26 protein-coding genes and 1 pseudogene are annotated in these 17,258 nt (G+C 68.3%); all 27 read left to right on the top strand.

Going from position 1 to position 17,258, the window contains the following annotated elements:
* The first annotated feature begins 3 nt into the window (after positions 1 to 3).
* The 27 genes and pseudogenes from rplP (at position 4) to IPK24_10350 (ending at position 17,193) form a co-directional block, all read left to right on the top strand.
* Positions 4 to 423: a 50S ribosomal protein L16 gene (rplP, locus tag IPK24_10220; protein ID MBK8075924.1), complete on the top strand. Its 420-nt coding sequence runs from the start codon at positions 4 to 6 to the stop codon at positions 421 to 423.
* Positions 423 to 653, top strand: a complete 231-nt coding sequence (locus IPK24_10225) for a 50S ribosomal protein L29 (GenBank protein ID MBK8075925.1) — start codon at positions 423 to 425, stop codon at positions 651 to 653. The genes rplP and IPK24_10225 overlap by 1 nt, the downstream gene beginning before the upstream one ends.
* Positions 653 to 964 (top strand): 30S ribosomal protein S17, encoded by a 312-nt coding sequence (rpsQ, locus tag IPK24_10230; GenBank protein MBK8075926.1) that lies wholly within the window; start codon positions 653 to 655, stop codon positions 962 to 964. Before IPK24_10225 ends, rpsQ begins: the two co-directional genes overlap by 1 nt.
* A gap of 148 nt (positions 965 to 1,112) precedes the next feature.
* A complete protein-coding gene (gene rplN / locus IPK24_10235) occupies positions 1,113 to 1,481 on the top strand; it encodes a 50S ribosomal protein L14 (protein MBK8075927.1) in 369 nt (122 codons plus the stop codon).
* A gap of 10 nt (positions 1,482 to 1,491) precedes the next feature.
* Positions 1,492 to 1,836: a 50S ribosomal protein L24 gene (gene rplX, locus IPK24_10240; protein MBK8075928.1), complete on the top strand. Its 345-nt coding sequence runs from the start codon at positions 1,492 to 1,494 to the stop codon at positions 1,834 to 1,836.
* Positions 1,837 to 1,838: 2 nt separating this feature from the next.
* Positions 1,839 to 2,405: a 50S ribosomal protein L5 gene (rplE, locus tag IPK24_10245; protein ID MBK8075929.1), complete on the top strand. Its 567-nt coding sequence runs from the start codon at positions 1,839 to 1,841 to the stop codon at positions 2,403 to 2,405.
* A 1-nt stretch (position 2,406) separates the two neighbouring features.
* A complete protein-coding gene (locus IPK24_10250) occupies positions 2,407 to 2,592 on the top strand; it encodes a type Z 30S ribosomal protein S14 (GenBank protein ID MBK8075930.1) in 186 nt (61 codons plus the stop codon).
* A gap of 5 nt (positions 2,593 to 2,597) precedes the next feature.
* Positions 2,598 to 2,828 (top strand): hypothetical protein, encoded by a 231-nt coding sequence (locus IPK24_10255; GenBank protein MBK8075931.1) that lies wholly within the window; start codon positions 2,598 to 2,600, stop codon positions 2,826 to 2,828.
* Positions 2,825 to 3,223, top strand: coding sequence for a 30S ribosomal protein S8 (gene rpsH / locus IPK24_10260; GenBank protein ID MBK8075932.1), 399 nt, complete (start codon positions 2,825 to 2,827; stop codon positions 3,221 to 3,223). Before IPK24_10255 ends, rpsH begins: the two co-directional genes overlap by 4 nt.
* A 12-nt stretch (positions 3,224 to 3,235) precedes the next feature.
* Positions 3,236 to 3,775 carry a 50S ribosomal protein L6 gene (gene rplF / locus IPK24_10265; GenBank protein ID MBK8075933.1) on the top strand — a complete coding sequence of 180 codons (540 nt, stop codon included), beginning with the start codon at positions 3,236 to 3,238 and terminating at the stop codon, positions 3,773 to 3,775.
* Positions 3,775 to 4,164, top strand: a complete 390-nt coding sequence (gene rplR / locus IPK24_10270) for a 50S ribosomal protein L18 (GenBank protein ID MBK8075934.1) — start codon at positions 3,775 to 3,777, stop codon at positions 4,162 to 4,164. Before rplF ends, rplR begins: the two co-directional genes overlap by 1 nt.
* A 37-nt stretch (positions 4,165 to 4,201) precedes the next feature.
* A complete protein-coding gene (gene rpsE / locus IPK24_10275) occupies positions 4,202 to 4,840 on the top strand; it encodes a 30S ribosomal protein S5 (protein MBK8075935.1) in 639 nt (212 codons plus the stop codon).
* Complete coding sequence (gene rpmD / locus IPK24_10280; protein ID MBK8075936.1) at positions 4,837 to 5,022, top strand: 50S ribosomal protein L30; 186 nt, start codon at positions 4,837 to 4,839, stop codon at positions 5,020 to 5,022. The genes rpsE and rpmD overlap by 4 nt, the downstream gene beginning before the upstream one ends.
* A 2-nt stretch (positions 5,023 to 5,024) precedes the next feature.
* Positions 5,025 to 5,489 carry a 50S ribosomal protein L15 gene (gene rplO / locus IPK24_10285; protein MBK8075937.1) on the top strand — a complete coding sequence of 155 codons (465 nt, stop codon included), beginning with the start codon at positions 5,025 to 5,027 and terminating at the stop codon, positions 5,487 to 5,489.
* A gap of 87 nt (positions 5,490 to 5,576) precedes the next feature.
* Positions 5,577 to 6,902: a preprotein translocase subunit SecY gene (gene secY, locus IPK24_10290; GenBank protein MBK8075938.1), complete on the top strand. Its 1,326-nt coding sequence runs from the start codon at positions 5,577 to 5,579 to the stop codon at positions 6,900 to 6,902.
* The gene (locus tag IPK24_10295) at positions 6,899 to 7,465 is read left to right on the top strand and encodes an adenylate kinase (GenBank protein ID MBK8075939.1); all 567 of its coding nucleotides are present in this window, start codon (positions 6,899 to 6,901) and stop codon (positions 7,463 to 7,465) included. The genes secY and IPK24_10295 overlap by 4 nt, the downstream gene beginning before the upstream one ends.
* Positions 7,466 to 7,487: 22 nt before the next feature.
* Positions 7,488 to 8,324: a type I methionyl aminopeptidase gene (gene map, locus IPK24_10300; GenBank protein ID MBK8075940.1), complete on the top strand. Its 837-nt coding sequence runs from the start codon at positions 7,488 to 7,490 to the stop codon at positions 8,322 to 8,324.
* A gap of 305 nt (positions 8,325 to 8,629) precedes the next feature.
* The gene (gene infA, locus IPK24_10305) at positions 8,630 to 8,851 is read left to right on the top strand and encodes a translation initiation factor IF-1 (protein ID MBK8075941.1); all 222 of its coding nucleotides are present in this window, start codon (positions 8,630 to 8,632) and stop codon (positions 8,849 to 8,851) included.
* Between the two features lie 16 nt (positions 8,852 to 8,867).
* Positions 8,868 to 8,981 (top strand): 50S ribosomal protein L36, encoded by a 114-nt coding sequence (rpmJ, locus tag IPK24_10310; GenBank protein ID MBK8075942.1) that lies wholly within the window; start codon positions 8,868 to 8,870, stop codon positions 8,979 to 8,981.
* 153 nt (positions 8,982 to 9,134) lie between these two features.
* Positions 9,135 to 9,515, top strand: a complete 381-nt coding sequence (rpsM, locus tag IPK24_10315; protein MBK8075943.1) for a 30S ribosomal protein S13 — start codon at positions 9,135 to 9,137, stop codon at positions 9,513 to 9,515.
* Positions 9,515 to 9,922 carry a 30S ribosomal protein S11 gene (rpsK, locus tag IPK24_10320; GenBank protein MBK8075944.1) on the top strand — a complete coding sequence of 136 codons (408 nt, stop codon included), beginning with the start codon at positions 9,515 to 9,517 and terminating at the stop codon, positions 9,920 to 9,922. Before rpsM ends, rpsK begins: the two co-directional genes overlap by 1 nt.
* A gap of 51 nt (positions 9,923 to 9,973) precedes the next feature.
* Positions 9,974 to 10,600, top strand: coding sequence for a 30S ribosomal protein S4 (gene rpsD, locus IPK24_10325; protein ID MBK8075945.1), 627 nt, complete (start codon positions 9,974 to 9,976; stop codon positions 10,598 to 10,600).
* A gap of 133 nt (positions 10,601 to 10,733) precedes the next feature.
* Entirely contained in the window at positions 10,734 to 11,750 is a 1,017-nt protein-coding gene (locus IPK24_10330) for a DNA-directed RNA polymerase subunit alpha (GenBank protein MBK8075946.1), read from the top strand.
* A gap of 60 nt (positions 11,751 to 11,810) precedes the next feature.
* A complete protein-coding gene (gene rplQ, locus IPK24_10335) occupies positions 11,811 to 12,590 on the top strand; it encodes a 50S ribosomal protein L17 (GenBank protein MBK8075947.1) in 780 nt (259 codons plus the stop codon).
* Between the two features lie 38 nt (positions 12,591 to 12,628).
* Entirely contained in the window at positions 12,629 to 13,477 is an 849-nt protein-coding gene (gene truA, locus IPK24_10340) for a tRNA pseudouridine(38-40) synthase TruA (GenBank protein MBK8075948.1), read from the top strand.
* Between the two features lie 30 nt (positions 13,478 to 13,507).
* Positions 13,508 to 14,572 (top strand): aldo/keto reductase, encoded by a 1,065-nt coding sequence (locus tag IPK24_10345; protein ID MBK8075949.1) that lies wholly within the window; start codon positions 13,508 to 13,510, stop codon positions 14,570 to 14,572.
* Positions 14,573 to 14,589: 17 nt separating this feature from the next.
* Positions 14,590 to 17,193: pseudogene (locus tag IPK24_10350) on the top strand (cation-translocating P-type ATPase).
* The last annotated feature ends 65 nt before the right edge of the window (positions 17,194 to 17,258 follow it).

The following is a 17,258-nucleotide window of genomic DNA, read 5'->3' on the forward strand; positions in this document are numbered from 1 at the left end:
GCCGTGCTCATCCCCCGTCGGGTCAAGCACCGCAAGCAGCACCACCCGTCGCGTTCGGGTGCCGCCAAGGGTGGCACCGCGGTGACGTTCGGTGAGTGGGGCCTGCAGGCGCTCGAGCCCGCTTACGTGACCAACCGGCAGATCGAGGCCGCGCGTATCGCGATGACCCGCCACATCAAGCGTGGCGGCAAGGTGTGGATCAACATCTACCCCGACCGTCCGCTCACCAAGAAGCCGGCCGAAACCCGCATGGGTTCCGGTAAGGGTTCGCCGGAGTGGTGGATCGCGAACGTCAAGCCCGGACGCGTGATGTTCGAGCTGTCGTTCCCGAACGAGAAGGTGGCACGCGAGGCGCTCACCCGCGCCATGCACAAGCTGCCGATGAAGTGCCGGATCGTCCGGCGCGAGGGTGGTGAAGGGTGATGGCGGTCGGTTCCAAGGACCTCGCCGTGGCGAGCCTTCGCGGTTTCGACGACGAGCGTCTGCTCGAGGAGCTCCGCAAGGCCAAGGAAGAGCTGTTCAACCTCCGGTTCCAGTCGGCGACCGGTCAGTTGGAGAGCCATGGCCGGCTGCGCGCCGTCCGGCGTGACATCGCCCGGATCTACACGATCATGCGCGAGCGCGAGCTCGGCATCACCTCCGGACCGCAGTGATGGCGCCCGAGTCGGAAGAGAAGGCAGTAGTGAGCGACACTGAGAGCGTGACATCGCAGGCCCGGGGCTACCGCAAGGTGCGCCGTGGGTATGTGGTGAGCGACAAGATGGACAAGACCGTGGTGGTCGCCGTCGAGGACCGGGTCAAGCACCCGTTGTACGGCAAGGTCCTGCGCCGTACCAGCAAGGTCAAGGCGCACGACGAGGCCAACTCGGCGGGTGTCGGTGACCTGGTGCAGATCGTGGAGACCCGCCCGCTGTCGGCGACCAAGCGCTGGCGGCTGGAGAAGATCGTCGAGAAGGCGAAGTAATCACATCGCACAGGGGGCTCCGCCCCCCGTGTGCCCCCCGGAAAGACACGAACAGTCAAGAGCAATAGAGGCAGACACGAGAGGCTCCGCCTTTCGTGTCGTTCCGCAAGGCTCCCCGCGAGAACCAGCGTGACAGAGGAGTAATTCAGTGATCCAGCAGGAGTCGCGACTGCGCGTCGCCGACAACACGGGTGCCAAGGAGATCTTGTGCATCCGGGTTCTCGGCGGGTCCGGTCGCCGCTACGCCGGTATCGGCGACGTCATCGTGGCGACGGTCAAGGACGCGATCCCGGGCGGCAACGTCAAGAAGGGCGACGTCGTCAAGGCGGTCGTCGTGCGCACCACCAAGGAGCGTCGTCGTCCGGATGGTTCCTACATCCGCTTCGACGAGAACGCTGCCGTCATCCTGCGCAACGACGGTGACCCGCGGGGAACCCGCATCTTCGGTCCCGTCGGGCGCGAGCTGCGCGACAAGAAGTTCATGAAGATCATTTCGCTGGCCCCGGAGGTGCTCTGAGATGGCCCGCATCAGGATCAAGAAGGGCGACACCGTGCAGGTGATCGCCGGTGCGGCCGAGGACAAGGGCAAGACCGGCAAGGTGATCGCCGTCTACCCCGAGACCAACCGGGTGTTGGTCGAGGGCATCAAGCGGATCACCAAGCACACCAAGGTCGGCACCAGCAACCGCGGTTCGCGTACGGGTGGCATCGTCACCCAGGAGGCGGCGATCCACATCAGCAACGTGATGCTGGTGGACCCGCAGACCAAGAAGCCCACCCGCGTCGGCGTCCGCACCGAGACCGTCGAGCGCGACGGTCGCAGCAAGACCGTGCGGATCCGGGTCGCGAAGCGCTCGGGTAAGGACATCTGAGGATGAGCACTGCAACACTCACCAGCGGGCCGCGGCTCAAGCAGCGCTACCGCAGCGACATCGCGCCGGCTCTGCGAGGCGAGTTCGGCTACTCCAACGTCATGCAGACCCCCGGTCTGGTCAAGATCGTGGTCAACATGGGTGTCGGCGAGGCAGCTCGCGACTCCAAGTTGATCGAGGGCGCCATCCGCGACCTGGCCGCGATCACCGGCCAGAAGCCGCAGGTCACCAAGGCGCGCAAGTCGATCGCCCAGTTCAAGCTGCGCGAGGGCATGCCGATCGGCTGCCACGTCACGCTGCGGGGCGACCGGATGTGGGAGTTCCTCGACCGTCTGCTGTCGGTGGCCCTGCCGCGTATTCGTGACTTCCGTGGGTTGTCGCCCAAGCAGTTCGACGGGCGTGGCAACTACACCTTCGGCCTGAACGAGCAGTCGATGTTCCACGAGATCGACCAGGACAGGATCGACCGGGTCCGCGGTATGGACATCACCGTGGTCACCACCGCCGGCACCGACGCCGAGGGCCGTGCGCTGCTGCGCCACCTCGGATTCCCGTTCAAGGAGAACTGACGTGGCCAAGACCGCACTGATCAACAAGGCCAACGCAAAGCCCAAGTTCAAGGTGCGCGGCTACACGCGCTGCCAGCGCTGCGGCCGGCCGCATTCGGTGTACAAGAAGTTCGGACTGTGCCGGGTGTGCCTTCGTGAGATGGCGCACCGGGGCGAGTTGCCGGGCCTGACCAAGAGCAGTTGGTGAGCCCCATGGCCACTCTCGAGATGGTGCGACTGCGCAGCAAGTACCCGAACACCGGTCGGATGACGGTTCGCTATCAGATGCCGTTGATCGACGCCCCGATGGACACCATCGACCCCACGGACCTCGACGAAGCCCTTCGTGAGGTTCTCAGCTCCGAGGCAACCGCTACGCCGCAGGTCGTCGAGACGGAAACGTCCGGCGAAACCGTGGTGAGGAAGGGCGTGCAAGCCCGATGACCATGACCGACCCGATCGCAGACATGTTGACCCGTCTGCGCAACGCCAACTCGGCCTACCACGACGCGGTCGAGATGCCCTACAGCAAGCTCAAGGCGCACATCGCCGAGATCCTGCAGCAGGAGGGCTACATCGCCTCCTGGGCAGTCGGTGACGCCGAGGTGGGCAAGTCGCTGACCATCACGCTGAAGTACGGCCCCAACCGGGAGCGTTCGATCGCCGGTGTGCGGCGCGTCAGCAAGCCCGGCCTGCGGGTCTACGCCAAGTCGACCAACCTGCCGCGCGTGCTCGGTGGCCTGGGGATCGCGATCCTGTCGACCTCCTCGGGGCTGCTGACCGACAAGCAGGCGAACAAGAAGGGCGTGGGTGGGGAAGTCCTCGCCTACGTCTGGTGAGGGAGAGCTGAGATGTCCCGCATCGGCAAGCTGCCCATCACCGTGCCCGGCGGCGTCGAGGTCACCATCGACGGTCAGGATGTGACGGTCAAGGGTCCCAAGGGCACCCTGAACCACTCCATCGCCGCCCCGATCACGGTCGAGCGTGAGGACGCCACGCTGCGCGTCGTCCGGCCGGACGACGAGCGCAGCTCGCGCGCCCTGCACGGCCTGACCCGCACGCTGATCGCCAACATGGTGATCGGCGTGACCCAGGGCTACGAGAAGAAGCTCGAGATCGTCGGTACCGGGTACCGGGTGCAGGCCAAGGGGTCGAACCTCGAGTTCGCCCTGGGCTACAGCCACTCGATCACGGTCGAGCCACCGGACGGCGTGACCTTCGCGGTCGAGGCGCCCACCCGGTTCTCGGTCGCCGGCATCGACAAGCAGAAGGTCGGCGAGGTCGCCGCCAATCTGCGCAAGCTGCGCAAGCCCGACCCGTACAAGGGCAAGGGCGTGCGGTACGCCGGGGAGACGATCCGGCGCAAGGTCGGGAAGGCAGGCAAGAAGTGATGGCGATCGGCATCAAGCGCAGCGGAGGCGGGGCCGGTAAGGGCACCGACGCGGCACGCAAGCGCCGTCACCTGCGCGTGCGCAAGCGCATCGTGGGCAGCCCCGAGCGTCCCCGTCTGGTGGTCACCCGGTCCAGCCGGCACATGGTCGCCCAGATCGTGGACGACGCCGCGGGCCGCACGCTCGCCTCGGCGTCCACCCTCGAGGCCGACCTGCGCACCCTGGAGGGCGACAAGACCGCCAAGGCCAAGCGGGTCGGCGAGCTGGTGGCCGAGCGCGCGAAGGCGGCCGGTGTGGCGGCCGTGGTCTTCGACCGCGGCGGCAACCGCTATCACGGCCGGGTCGCGGCCGTGGCGGACGGCGCTCGCGAAGGCGGGCTGTCCCTGTGAGCATCGAGATGACAACGCACGCGGGAAGGAACCTCTGATGGCGGGACCCCAGCGCCGCGGAACTGGCGCCGGAGCCGGTGCCAGCGGCGGCGGCGAGAACTCGGGACGGCGTGAGCGTCGCGACCGGGACAACCGGCGCGATCGCGACGGCGGCGCGGAGAAGACCGCCTTCGTCGAGCGGGTCGTGGCGATCAACCGCGTGGCCAAGGTGGTCAAGGGTGGTCGGCGGTTCAGCTTCACCGCCCTGGTCGTGGTCGGCGACGGCGACGGCACCGTGGGTGTCGGGTACGGCAAGGCCAAGGAGGTGCCCGCGGCGATCGCCAAGGGTGTCGAGGAGGCCAAGAAGCACTTCTTCAAGGTGCCGCGCATCCAGGGGACCATCCCGCACCCGATCCAGGGTGAGAAGGCCGCGGGCGTCGTCCTGCTCAAGCCGGCTTCGCCCGGTACCGGTGTCATCGCCGGTGGGCCGGTGCGCGCGGTCCTGGACTGCGCCGGGATCCACGACGTGCTCAGCAAGTCGCTCGGGTCGTCGAACGCGATCAACATCGTGCACGCGACGGTGGCGGCGCTGAAGGGTCTGGAGCGTCCGGAGTCGGTGGCGGCCCGTCGGGGTCTGCCCATCGAGGACGTCGCGCCGGCCGCCCTGCTGCGAGCCCGTGCCGGGACCGGTGCATGATGGCCAAGCTCAAGGTGACCCAGATCAGGTCCACGATCGGCGGGATCGCCGCTCACCGGGAGACAGTGCGTTCACTCGGACTGAAGCGGATCGGCCACGTCGTGGTGAAGGAGGACCGTCCCGAGATCCGCGGGATGGTCAAGGCGGTGCGCCACTTGGTCACCGTCGAGGAGGTTGACTGATCATGGCCGGCTCGCAGAACAGCGAGAAGCCGCTGCGGGTTCACCACCTGCGGCCTGCTCCGGGGTCCAAGACCCCCAAGACCCGGGTGGGTCGTGGTGAGGGCAGCAAGGGCAAGACCGCCGGACGTGGCACCAAGGGCACCAAGGCGCGGTACCAGGTCTCGGCTGCCTTCGAGGGTGGCCAGATGCCGATGCACATGCGCCTGCCCAAGCTGCGTGGCTTCAAGAACCCGTTCCGGGTCACCTACCAGGTGGTCAACCTGGACCGGCTGTCGTCGCTCTACCCGGACGGCGGCACGGTGACCGTGGACGACCTGGTGGCCAAGGGCGCGGTGCGTCCCGGACACCCGGTCAAGGTTCTGGGCACCGGCGAGGTCGGTGTGGCGTTGCAGGTGAGTGTCGACGCCTTCTCCACCAGCGCTCGCGAGAAGATCGCTGCTGCGGGCGGGACCGCTTCGACCGACTGAGGATGACGGGCCAGGTCCGGCCCGCGGCCGAGCGCCGCAGCCGGACCCGGCCCGTACCCATTTCCGCCCTGAGGATCAGGAGGAACCGTGCTCACCGCGTTCGCCCGGGCGTTCCGAACCCCCGACCTGCGTCGCAAGTTGTTCTTCACGATGGCGATCATGGCCGTGTTCCGGCTCGGGTCGTTCATCCCGACGCCGGGGATCAGCTACAGCGCGGTGCGCAGCTGTATCGGCCAGCAGGACAGCTCCAGCGGAGCCGCCGGGGCGTTCGCCCTGGCCAACCTGTTCAGCGGCGGGGCGCTGCTCCAGCTGAGCATCTTCGCGCTGGGGATCATGCCGTACATCACGGCGAGCATCATCATCCAGCTGTTGACCGTGGTGATCCCGAGGTTCGAGGCCCTGAAGGAAGAGGGGCAGAGCGGGACGTCGAAGCTGACGCAGTACACCCGGTACCTGACCATCGGCCTGGCCATCCTGCAGTCGACCACGCTGGTGGCCATGGCTCGGGCGAACAACATCTTCCCCAACTGCACGGCCGACATCGTGCCCAAGCGCGACATCTGGACCGTCCTGCTGATGGTGATCACGCTGACGGCCGGCACCGGCCTGATCATGTGGCTCGGTGAGCTGGTCACCGAGCGAGGCGTCGGCAACGGCATGTCGCTGCTGATCTTCACCTCGATTGCGGCCACGTTCCCCGGCGCGCTGTGGGGGATCAAGCAGCAGAACGACGCCTCCGGCCACGGCTGGGACACCCTGGCGCTGGTGATCGCCGTCGGCATCGTCGTGATGGCCCTGGTCATCTTCGTCGAGCAGTCGCAACGGCGGATCCCGGTGCAGTACGCCAAACGCATGATCGGCCGTCGGATGTACGGCGGCACCAGCACCTACATCCCGATCAAGGTCAACATGGCCGGGGTCATCCCGGTCATCTTCGCCTCGTCGCTGCTCTACCTGCCGATGCTGATCGCCGGGTTCCAGCCCGACAGCACCGCCGGGTGGATCACCTTCATCCGCCGGTACCTGCAGACCGGTGACCACTGGATCTACATGGTGATCTACACCGCGCTGATCATCTTCTTCACGTACTTCTACGTGTCGATCACGTTCAACCCGGACGAGGTCGCCGAGAACATGAAGAAGTACGGCGGGTTCATCCCCGGCATCCGCGCCGGTCGGCCCACCGCTGAGTACCTCGAGTATGTTCTGTCCCGGATTACCTTGCCCGGATCGGTCTATCTCGCCATCATCTCCCTGATCCCCTTGGTCGCGTTCGCCCTGATCCAGGCCAATCAGGCGTCCTTCCCGTTCGGTGGAACCTCCATCCTGATCGTGGTGGGCGTCGGTCTCGAGACGGTCAAACAGATCGAGTCCCAGCTGCAGCAGCGGCATTACGAAGGGTTCTTGCGATGAGGCTTGTTCTGCTCGGTCCCCCCGGCGCCGGAAAGGGCACCCAGGCCGTCGGCCTCGCGGCCCGGCTCGGCATCCCGGCCATCTCGACCGGTGACATCTTCCGCAGCAACATCAAGGGCGGAACCGACTTGGGCAAGCTGGCTCAGAGCTACACCTCGACCGGGCGGCTGGTGCCCGACGAGGTCACCAACGACATGGTCGCCGACCGACTCGCCCAGGACGACGTGGCGCCGGGCTTCCTGCTCGATGGCTACCCGCGCAATGCGGCTCAGGTGGACGCTCTGGACGCCATGTTGGCTGCTTCCGGCACCCCGCTGGACGCCGTCGTCCTGATCACCGCCGACACCGACGCCTTGGTGCAGCGGCTGCTCAAGCGGGCCGAGATCGAGGGCCGTGAGGACGACACCGAGGACGTCATCCGGCACCGCCAGGAGGTCTACGCCGCCGAGACCGCGCCATTGATCGACATCTTCGACGGCCGCGGCATGTTGGTGCGGGTCGACGGGATGGGTGAGATCGGCGAGGTCACCGACCGGCTGTTCGCCGCCCTCGACGGGCGCTGACACCACCTGTGACGCGCTGGTGATGTTGGGACGCGACCGGATCCAGTACAAGTCGATCGACCAGATGCGGTTGATGCGTACTGCTGGTCTGCTGGTCGCCGACGCCCTGGACGCCGTGCGGCGTGAGCTGCGGGTCGGCGTGACCACCAAGGAGCTCGACGCCGTCGCCGAGGACGTGATCCGTTCCGGCGGCGGCACCCCCTCCTTCCTCGGGTATGGGCGCCCGGCCTACCCCGCCAGCACGTGCATCTCGGTGAACGACGAGGTGGTCCACGGCATCCCCGGGGCTCGAGTGCTCCAGGCCGGGGACCTGGTCTCGGTGGACTGCGGCGCCATCGTCGCCGGCTGGCACGGCGACTCGGCGTTCAGCGCCGTCGTCGGGGGCGAGTCCGCGGCGGATCCGGCCGACCTCGAGCTGATGGCGGTCACCGAGCAGGCCATGTGGCACGGCATCGCCGCCATCGCGGTGGGCGAGCGACTCAACGCCATCGGGGCGGCCGTGGAGGATTGCGTCGCCGAACGCTACGGCTTGGTGGAGGAGTACGGCGGTCACGGCATCGGGACGGCCATGCACCAGGACCCGCACGTCCTGAACTACCGCACCCGCGACCGCGGGCCGAAGCTGAGGCCCGGGATCTGCCTGGCCATCGAACCGATGCTGACCGCCGGGGATCCGGCCACCCACGTGCTCGCCGACGACTGGACCGTGGCGACCGTCGACGGGCAGCGGGCAGCCCACACCGAGCACAGTGTCGCCCTGTACGAGGGCGGCCTGTGGGTTCTGACGGCCCGCGACGGCGGCGAGGCCGGCCTGGCCTCGGTGGGCGCGGCGTCCCGATACGCCCCGCTCGGGGACTGACACCCGACCGCCACCTGGTGCCGCACCTGTTGAGCGCGTCCCGACCGGACGCGTCCTGACCGCAGTACCCTCGCTGCCCCAGCACCTCGAGTCGCCGTCACCAACTGTCATATTCGGATCACCCTGAGGCACGGCAAGGGGCTGGGTGATCATCGATTTCAGTTCGGCGCGCCTGCTGGCATACACTCACCTGTCGGCTCACGTGCATCTGTAGCCCTCGAACTCGCCCCGCGGCTGGTCTGGCGAGCGGAGGGCGTCGTCACTCGTGAGACACACCAGATACGGCTCGAAGAATTGCGGAGGACATGGCAAAGAAGGACGGGGTCATCGAGATCGAGGGCACCGTGGTCGAAGCGCTGCCGAACGCGATGTTTCGCGTGGAGCTCAGCAACGGACACAAGGTCCTCGCCCATATCTCCGGCAAGATGCGCCAGCACTACATCCGGATCCTTCCGGAGGACCGGGTGGTGGTGGAGCTCAGCCCCTACGACCTCTCCCGTGGTCGCATCGTCTACCGCTACAAGTAACCGGAAAATCGGAGCCATGAAGGTCAAGCCGAGCGTCAAGAAGATCTGCGACAAGTGCAAGGTGATCCGCCGTCACGGTCGGGTCATGGTGATCTGCGACAACCAGCGCCACAAGCAGCGCCAGGGCTGAGCAGCACTCCTTCGCCGTTCGCACCACCCAACGCAGCACCCGACCCCCGGGGTTCACGCCCCGGGACGCCACCCCCGGAACAGAGGCCGGGGACCGTGGGCACATGCCCGCGGACCGGTGTTGCCACAGACCTCTGCGAAGAGAAAGCAGACAATGGCACGTCTCGTTGGCGTCGACCTCCCCCGCGACAAGCGGCTCGAGGTGGCGCTCACCTACATCTTCGGCATCGGCCGAACCCGTGCGCTCGAGACCTTGAAGGCCACCGGCGTCAGCCCGGACCTTCGGGTCAAGGACCTGGACGACGAGTCCCTGGTCAAGCTGCGCGACTACATCGAGGTGAACTTCAAGGTCGAGGGTGACCTGCGCCGTGAGGTTGCCGCCGACATCCGCCGCAAGGTGGAGATCGGTTGCTACGAGGGCCTCCGGCACCGCCGCGGCCTGCCGGTGCGTGGACAGCGCACCAAGACCAACGCCCGCACCCGCAAGGGCCCGAAGCGCACCGTCGCCGGCAAGAAGAAGGCAGGGAAGAAGTAATGCCCCCCAAGGCTCGTCAGTCCGGCGGTGCGCGCAAGCCGCGCCGCAAGGAGAAGAAGAACGTCTCCCACGGGCACGCTCACATCAAGAGCACGTTCAACAACACCATCGTGTCCATCACCGACCCGACCGGTGCCGTGATCTCGTGGGCCTCGGCCGGCCAGGTCGGGTTCAAGGGGTCGCGCAAGTCGACGCCGTTCGCCGCGCAGATGGCTGCCGAGGCGGCCGCGCGCCGTGCTCAGGAGCACGGCATGCGCAAGGTCGACGTCTTCGTCAAGGGTCCGGGTTCGGGCCGCGAGACCGCCATCCGCTCCCTGCAGGCGACCGGCCTCGAGGTCGGATCGATCCAGGACGTGACCCCCACCCCCCACAACGGGTGCCGCCCGCCCAAGCGCCGCCGCGTCTGACGCGCATCCAGACCTCAGACGCGAGACCAGCCGAAGGAGAACCGAGACCACATGGCGCGTTACACCGGCGCTGATTGCAAGCGTTGCCGCCGCGAGAAGACCAAGCTGTTCCTCAAGGGAGCCAAGTGCGACTCCCCGAAGTGCCCGATCGAGATCCGTCCTTACCCCCCGGGTGAGCACGGTCGCGCGCGCACCAAGGAGAGCGAGTACCTGCTGCAGATGCGTGAGAAGCAGAAGGCTGCGCGCATCTACGGCGTCCTCGAGAAGCAGTTCCGTGGCTACTACGAAGAGGCCAACCGCAAGCAGGGCAAGACCGGCGAGAACCTGCTGCGCATCCTGGAGTCCCGCCTGGACAACGTCGTGTACCGGGCCGGCTTCGCCAAGTCCCGTGACATGGCACGTCAGCTGGTGCGCCACGGCCACCTGATCGTGAACGGCGTCAAGGTCGACATCCCGAGCTACCGGGTGAGCGAGAACGACATCGTCGAGGTGCGGGCCAAGTCGCTCGAGATGACCCCGTTCGTGGTCGCTCGTGCGGAGACCGGCGAGCGGACCGTTCCGGCCTGGCTCGAGGTCATCCCCAGCAAGATGCGCGTCCTGGTGCACGGCCTGCCGGCACGCCAGGTGATCGACACTCAGGTGCAGGAGCAGCTGATCGTCGAGCTCTACTCGAAGTAATCACACAGGGGCTCCGCCCCCGTGTGCCCCCGAAAGAGCAAGAAGTAACAACCGAAGACGAGAAACATCCAGACGAGGGCTTCGCCCTCATCTGTCAGGCGTCATATAGCGGTCGCCAGAAGGAGTTCCAGACATGCTCATTGCTCAGAGGCCCAGCCTCACCGAAGAAGTGGTCGGTGACCACCGCTCTCGGTTCGTCATCGAGCCGCTCGAGCCCGGGTTCGGCTACACCCTCGGCAACAGCCTGCGCCGCACGCTGCTGTCGTCCATCCCGGGTGCCTCGGTCACCTCGATTCGCATCGACGGCGTCCTGCACGAGTTCACCACCGTTCCGGGGGTGAAGGAGGACGTCACCGAGCTGATCCTCAACATCAAGCAGCTCGTCGTCTCCAGTGAGCACGACGAGCCGGTCGTGATGTACCTGCGCAAGCAGGGCCCCGGCACGGTCACCGCCGCCGACATCGCGCCCCCGGCGGGTGTCGAGGTGCACAACCCCGACCTGCACATCGCCAGCCTGAACGGCAAGGGCAAGCTCGAGATGGAGCTGACCGTCGAGCGCGGTCGCGGTTACGTCTCGGCGAACCAGAACAAGTCCGGCGAGGCCGAGATCGGCCGGATCCCGGTCGACTCGATCTACTCGCCGGTGCTGAAGGTCACCTACAAGGTCGAGGCCACCCGCGTCGAGCAGCGCACCGACTTCGACCGGCTGATCGTGGACGTCGAGACCAAGCCCTCGACCCAGCCGCGTGACGCCATGGCGTCGGCCGGCAAGACGCTGGTCGAGCTGTTCGGCCTGGCCCGTGAGCTCAACGTCGAGGCCGAGGGCATCGACATGGGCCCCTCGCCGTCCGACGCCGCCCTGGCGGCCGACCTGGCCCTGCCGATCGAGGAGCTCGACCTCACGGTCCGCTCCTACAACTGCCTCAAGCGCGAGGGCATCCACACCGTGGGCGAGCTCGTGGCCCGCAGTGAGGCCGACCTGCTCGACATCCGCAACTTCGGCGCCAAGTCGATCGACGAGGTCAAGGCGAAGCTGCACGGTATGGGCTTGGCGCTCAAGGACTCCCCGCCCGGGTTCGACCCGGCGCTGGTGGTCGACAGCTTCGGTGCGGACGACGACATGTCCTTCGCCGAGGACGAGCAGCTCTGAGCCCCAGCTCTTCATGACCCGCTGATCCCCGTGATCGCCTGAGCAAGGAGAACGACCGACATGCCCACGCCCACCAAGGGTCCGCGTCTGGGTGGTGGACCGGCTCACGAGCGGCTGCTCCTGGCCAACCTCGCCACGCAGCTGTTCGAGCACCGCAGCATCACCACCACCGAGGCCAAGGCGAAGCGGGTTCGTCCGCTCGCCGAGCGCCTGATCACCTTCGCCAAGCGCGGCGATCTCGCCGCGCGTCGGCGGGTGCTCACGGTGGTGCGTGACAAGTCGGTGGTGCACGAGCTGTTCACCGAGATCGCCCCGAAGATGGCCGAGCGTCCCGGCGGCTACACCCGGATCACCAAGATCGGCAGCCGCAAGGGCGACAACGCCCCGATGGCCGTCATCGAGTTGGTCCTGGAGCCGATGACCGCCAAGCAGGCCACCGTCAAGGAGGCCGAGGCAGCCACCAAGCGAGCCGCCAAGACGCCGAAGGCCGACAAGCCGAAGGCCGACAAGGCAAAGGCCGACAAGGCCGACAAGGCCGCCGAGGCGACCGAGGCACCGGCCGAGGACGTCGCGCTCGACCCCACCGACGTCGAGCCGCCCGCGGCCGACACCGCGTCGGAGGGCGTCGAGTCCGGCCCCTACGGCCCGGAGTCGCGACTGCCGCTGGACGGTGGCGAGGCGCCGGAGGGCTTCTTGGTCAAGGGGAACCGGGACTCGATGAAGTTCCACACCCCGGCCTCGCCCTGGTACGACAAGACCGTCGCCGAGGTCTACTTCCGCACCGCGTCGGCGGCCGAGGAGGCCGGCTTCGTCGAGGCCGGCAAGTCCAAGGACGACTGACGAGCACCGCACCACCCGAGCACACGCCGAGCACGCTCCTGCGCCTGCGGCTCGATCTGGGGTACGACGGTTCCGCCTTCTCGGGCTGGGCCGCCCAACCCGGTCGACGCACGGTGCAGGGCGTGCTCGGTCTGGCTTTGGCCCAGGTGCTGCGGCTGCCCGACCCACTGGGCCTGGTGGTCGCCGGTCGCACCGATGCCGGGGTCCACGCCCGGGGGCAGGTCGCGCATCTCGACCTGCCGGACGACGCCTGGCGGGCGGTGCCGGGCCGCTCCACGTTCACCCCGCAGGACGCCCTGCTGCGGGCCTTGCGCGGGGTGCTGCCGCCCGACCTGCGCGTCCACGGCGTGCGGGTCGCGCCGTCCGGTTTCGATGCGCGGTTCTCGGCGATCTGGCGTCGATACGCCTACCGCGTGACCGACGCCGCCGTCGGCGCGCCGCCGTTGCGGCGGCACGACGTCCTGGCGGTGCGGGCGCCGTCCACCGGGTTGGATCTTGCCGCGATGAACGCCGCCTGCGCGAACCTGGTGGGGCTCAGAGACTTCGCCGCATTCTGCAAACGCCGTGAGGGCGCCACGACGGTGCGGACGCTGCTCGAGTACTCCTGGTCGCGCGAGCCGTCCGACGACGGCGAGTTGGTCGTGGCGCGGGTGGTGGCCGATGCGTTCTGTCACTCGATGGTGCGGGCACTGGTCGGAGGTGCCCTGGTTGTCGGGCAAGGTCGCCGTGAGCCGGCTTGGCTGGCAACCGTCCTCGCCGCCCGCACCCGCGACAGCGGTGTGACGGTGGTGCCGCCCCAGGGCCTGGTGCTCGAAGAGGTCGGCTACCCGGACGACGCGCAGCTGGCCGATCGCGCCGTCCGGGCGCGCGCCGTCCGGACGCTCTGAGATCTGCCCGGTGGCGCGGTAGTTTGCGACATGGAATATCGCTATCTCGGCCGGTCCGGCCTGCAGGTGTCCTCGATCAGCCTGGGCACCATGACCTTCGGTGGCAAGGGCGTCTTCGCCCTGACCGGCGCGGTGGGTCTCGATCTGGCCCGGCGCATGGTCGACGCCTGCCTGGACGCCGGGGTCAACCTGATCGACACCGCCGACGTCTACAGCGACGGCCTCTCGGAGCAGATCGTCGGTGAGGTGCTCGGTGGGCTGTCCGCCGACCGCCGCGACGGCGTCCTGGTGGCGACCAAGGCGCGCTTCACCATGGGGCCGGGTCCCAACGATGCCGGCTTGTCACGCCATCACCTGGTGCGGGCCTGCGAGGCCAGCCTGCGGCGGCTGAAGGTCGATCACATCGATCTGTACCAGGTGCACGAGTGGGATGGTCGCACGCCCGTCGAGGAGACCCTGTCGGCGCTGGACGATCTGGTGCGCTCGGGCAAGGTGCGTTACGTCGGGTGCTCCAACTTCTCGGCGTGGCATGTGATGAAGTCGCTGGCCGTCTCGGCGCGAGAACACCTGGCGCCGTACGTGTCCCAGCAGATTCACTACTCGCTGCAGACCCGCGATGTCGAACGCGAACTGCTGCCGTTGGCGATCGATCAGGGTCTTGGCGTGCTGGTGTGGTCGCCCCTGGCCGGCGGCCTGTTGAGTGGCAAGTATCGCCGCGGCGTCCAGCCCGCGGAGGGCGCGCGACACCTGACCGAGTGGAGTGAGCCACCGGTGCCCGACACCGAGCAGCTCTACGACATCGTCGATGCGCTGGTCGAGATCGGCGCGGCGCACGGGGTGTCCGCGGCGCAGGTGGCGTTGGCGTGGGTGCTGACCCGACCGGCGATCTCGTCGGTGATCATCGGTGCGCGCACCGAGGAGCAGCTGGCCGACAACCTGGCCGCGGCGGCGCTTCAGCTGTCGGCCGAGGAGGTTGCCCGGCTGGAGCAGGTGAGCCGACCGCACCTGGCCTATCCCTACTGGCACCAGCTCGCCTCGGCGTCCGAGCGGCTGAGCGAGGCCGACCTGGCCCTGATCGGGCCGTACCGAGGCTGACGGTGCAGCCGCAGGACCTGCCGGAACCGGCCACCCGCCTCTGGCACGGGTGGCCGGTGGACGAGCTCGTGCGGCACCTGGACACCGACCTGAATCTGGGTCTGAGCCCCGTGGCCGCCACCGACGCCCTGGCCCGCCACGGCCCCAATGCGCTACCCGAGATCCCCGCCCGTGGCCTGGGGCGCATGGTGGCGGGCCAACTCGCGGACTTCATGATCCTGGTGCTCATCGTCGCTGCGGTGATCTCGGGCATCGTCGGCGAGGTGGCCGACACGGTGGCGATCATGATCATCGTGGCGCTGGACGCCACGCTGGGTGTCGTGCAGGAGTACCGCGCCGAGCGCGCCATGGTCGCGCTGCGGAGCCTGGCCGCTCCCGCGGCGACCGTGCGCCGGGACGGTCGTCCGGTGCAGGTGCCGTCGCATGAGGTGGTGCCCGGTGACCTGGTGCTCCTGGAGGCGGGCAACGTCGTCCCGGCGGACGTCCGGTTGGTGGACGCGGCACGGCTGGCGACCCACGAGGCAGCGCTGACCGGGGAATCGGTTGCCGTGGAGAAGGGCAGCCACACGCTCGAACGAGTCGAGTTGCCGGTGGCGGACCGTACGAACATGGCGTTCAAGGGGACGACCGTGGCAGCCGGCCGCGGGGTGGGCCTGGTGGTGGCGACCGGTCAGCACACGGAGCTCGGCGGCATCGCCCAGCTGTTGGGGGCCACCCAGACCCAGCGGACCCCGCTACAGCGTCGCCTGGCACGACTCGGCACCTGGTTGGCCGTGCTGGTGCTGGCCATCTGTGTCGTCGTCTTCGCTGCCGGCCTGCTGCGCGGGGAAGACCCGACGCTGATGTTCCTGACCGCGGTCAGCCTGGCCGTCGCGGCGATCCCCGAGGCGTTGCCGGCGATGGTGGCCATCTCGCTGGCCCTGGGTGCCTATCGGCTGGTGGGCCAGAACGCCCTGATCCGGCGGCTGCCCGCGGTGGAGGCGTTGGGATCGATCACCACGATCTGCTCGGACAAGACCGGCACCCTCACCGAGAACAGGATGCGCGTCGAGGCGCTGCAGGCCGCTGACGACCGGGCGCCGGAGGACTCCGTGCATGCGGCGATCCTGCAGGTCGCGGTCCTGTGCAACGACGCCGAGGCGACGGCTGTGGTTGTGGGTGAGCCCACCGAGGTGGCTCTGGTGGAGGCTGCGCTGAGGGCCGGGATCGATGTGGCGGCGTTGCGGCGGAGGTATCCACGCTGCGGCGAGGTGCCCTTCGACTCCGACCGCAAGCTGATGTCCACCAGCCACCGCCTGGACGGCGTGGACGGCGTGTGGGTGTGCGTGAAAGGGGCGCCCGAGGCGGTGCTCGCCCGGGCCACGAGCCTTCGCAGTGCTGACGGCCCGAGACCGCTGGACGAGCACGATCGTCGGGCGTTCGAGGATCGTGTGCGGGCACTCGCCGGTGACGGGATGCGGGTTCTGGCCGTCGCCGAACGCCGCGACCCGCACGACACCCGGCACAGTGATCCGGAACGCGACCTGACCCTGCTCGGGCTCATCGCCTTGTTCGATCCGCCCCGCGCCGAGGCACACGACGCCGTCGCCGAGTGTCGGGCCGCCGGCATCACGCCGATGATGATCACAGGCGACCACCCGGCCACAGCCGTGGCGGTGGCCGCCCGGCTCGGGATCTGCGCGCCGTCCGGCGGCGACGACCAGGTGATCACCGGGCCGGAACTGACCCGGCTGGACGACGCCGCGCTCGCCCAGCGGTTGCGCGCCGTCCGGGTGTTCGCGCGGGTCGACCCGGCCCAGAAGATTCGCATCGTGCGCGCACTGCAGGCACGCGGGGAACTGGTCGCCATGACCGGGGACGGTGTCAACGACGCCCCGGCGCTGAAACGGGCCGACATCGGTGTGGCCATGGGTCGTGGCGGCACCGATGTGGCGCGCGAGGCAGCGGCCATGGTGCTGCTGGACGACAACTTCGCCACGATCGTTCATGCCGTCCGCGACGGGCGGCGGATCTACGACAACATCCGCAAGTTCGTGAAGTATGCGATGACCGGCAACTCGGCGGAGATCTGGCTGATCTTCCTGGCGCCGTTCCTCGGGTTGCCCCTGCCGCTACTGCCGATCCACATCCTGTGGGTCAACCTGATCACCGATGGCCTGCCCGGAATCATGCTGGCCCGTGAACCGGCCGAGGCGGACGTCATGCGCCGGCCGCCGCGCCCGGTCTCCGAGAGTGTGTTCGCCCGCGGGATGTGGCAACACCTGCTGTGGGTCGGGCTGCTCATGGGTGGGGTGTGTCTGGCGGTGCAGGCCTACGCGCAGGCGAGGGGAGCGCACTGGCAGAGCATGGTGTTCACCGTGCTGACGTTCTCGCAGCTGGGACACGTGCTGGCGATCCGCTCCGAGCGACTCTCGATCGTCACCCTGGGCTGGTGGTCGAACCGGTGGCTGCTGCTCACGGTGTTGGGGTCCGTGATCGCTCAGTTGGCCCTGCTGTACGTGCCGCTGTTCAACTCGGTCTTCTCGACGCAGCCGCTGACGCCGGGCGAACTGGCGTTCTGCCTGCTGGCCTCGAGCGTGGTGTTCCTCGCCGTCGAGGCCGAGAAGGGGGTGCGGCGGCGACGAGACCCTCGGGTTCGTGATCGATGTGGTCCACGGCCGTCCGTGGCGGTCCGTGGCGGTCCGTG

Source organism: Kineosporiaceae bacterium, from assembly GCA_016713225.1.
Classification (GTDB): Bacteria; Actinomycetota; Actinomycetes; order Actinomycetales; family Kineosporiaceae; genus JADJPO01.

What these genes read in the sequence shown, in the direction of transcription:
- IPK24_10225 (MBK8075925.1), top strand. Translation starts at nt 423, where the DNA reads ATGGCGGTCGGTTCCAAGGACCTCGCCGTGGCGAGCCTTCGCGGTTTC.
- infA (MBK8075941.1), top strand. Translation starts at nt 8,630, where the DNA reads ATGGCAAAGAAGGACGGGGTCATCGAGATCGAGGGCACCGTGGTCGAA.
- rplO (MBK8075937.1), top strand. Translation starts at nt 5,025, where the DNA reads ATGGCCGGCTCGCAGAACAGCGAGAAGCCGCTGCGGGTTCACCACCTG.
- rpmJ (MBK8075942.1), top strand. Translation starts at nt 8,868, where the DNA reads ATGAAGGTCAAGCCGAGCGTCAAGAAGATCTGCGACAAGTGCAAGGTG.
- rpsH (MBK8075932.1), top strand. Translation starts at nt 2,825, where the DNA reads ATGACCATGACCGACCCGATCGCAGACATGTTGACCCGTCTGCGCAAC.
- map (MBK8075940.1), top strand. Translation starts at nt 7,488, where the DNA reads ATGTTGGGACGCGACCGGATCCAGTACAAGTCGATCGACCAGATGCGG.
- rplE (MBK8075929.1), top strand. Translation starts at nt 1,839, where the DNA reads ATGAGCACTGCAACACTCACCAGCGGGCCGCGGCTCAAGCAGCGCTAC.
- rpsE (MBK8075935.1), top strand. Translation starts at nt 4,202, where the DNA reads ATGGCGGGACCCCAGCGCCGCGGAACTGGCGCCGGAGCCGGTGCCAGC.
- IPK24_10295 (MBK8075939.1), top strand. Translation starts at nt 6,899, where the DNA reads ATGAGGCTTGTTCTGCTCGGTCCCCCCGGCGCCGGAAAGGGCACCCAG.
- rpsQ (MBK8075926.1), top strand. Translation starts at nt 653, where the DNA reads ATGGCGCCCGAGTCGGAAGAGAAGGCAGTAGTGAGCGACACTGAGAGC.
- rpsM (MBK8075943.1), top strand. Translation starts at nt 9,135, where the DNA reads ATGGCACGTCTCGTTGGCGTCGACCTCCCCCGCGACAAGCGGCTCGAG.
- rplQ (MBK8075947.1), top strand. Translation starts at nt 11,811, where the DNA reads ATGCCCACGCCCACCAAGGGTCCGCGTCTGGGTGGTGGACCGGCTCAC.
- IPK24_10330 (MBK8075946.1), top strand. Translation starts at nt 10,734, where the DNA reads ATGCTCATTGCTCAGAGGCCCAGCCTCACCGAAGAAGTGGTCGGTGAC.
- rplF (MBK8075933.1), top strand. Translation starts at nt 3,236, where the DNA reads ATGTCCCGCATCGGCAAGCTGCCCATCACCGTGCCCGGCGGCGTCGAG.
- rpsK (MBK8075944.1), top strand. Translation starts at nt 9,515, where the DNA reads ATGCCCCCCAAGGCTCGTCAGTCCGGCGGTGCGCGCAAGCCGCGCCGC.
- IPK24_10345 (MBK8075949.1), top strand. Translation starts at nt 13,508, where the DNA reads ATGGAATATCGCTATCTCGGCCGGTCCGGCCTGCAGGTGTCCTCGATC.
- IPK24_10255 (MBK8075931.1), top strand. Translation starts at nt 2,598, where the DNA reads ATGGCCACTCTCGAGATGGTGCGACTGCGCAGCAAGTACCCGAACACC.
- rpsD (MBK8075945.1), top strand. Translation starts at nt 9,974, where the DNA reads ATGGCGCGTTACACCGGCGCTGATTGCAAGCGTTGCCGCCGCGAGAAG.
- rpmD (MBK8075936.1), top strand. Translation starts at nt 4,837, where the DNA reads ATGATGGCCAAGCTCAAGGTGACCCAGATCAGGTCCACGATCGGCGGG.
- rplR (MBK8075934.1), top strand. Translation starts at nt 3,775, where the DNA reads ATGGCGATCGGCATCAAGCGCAGCGGAGGCGGGGCCGGTAAGGGCACC.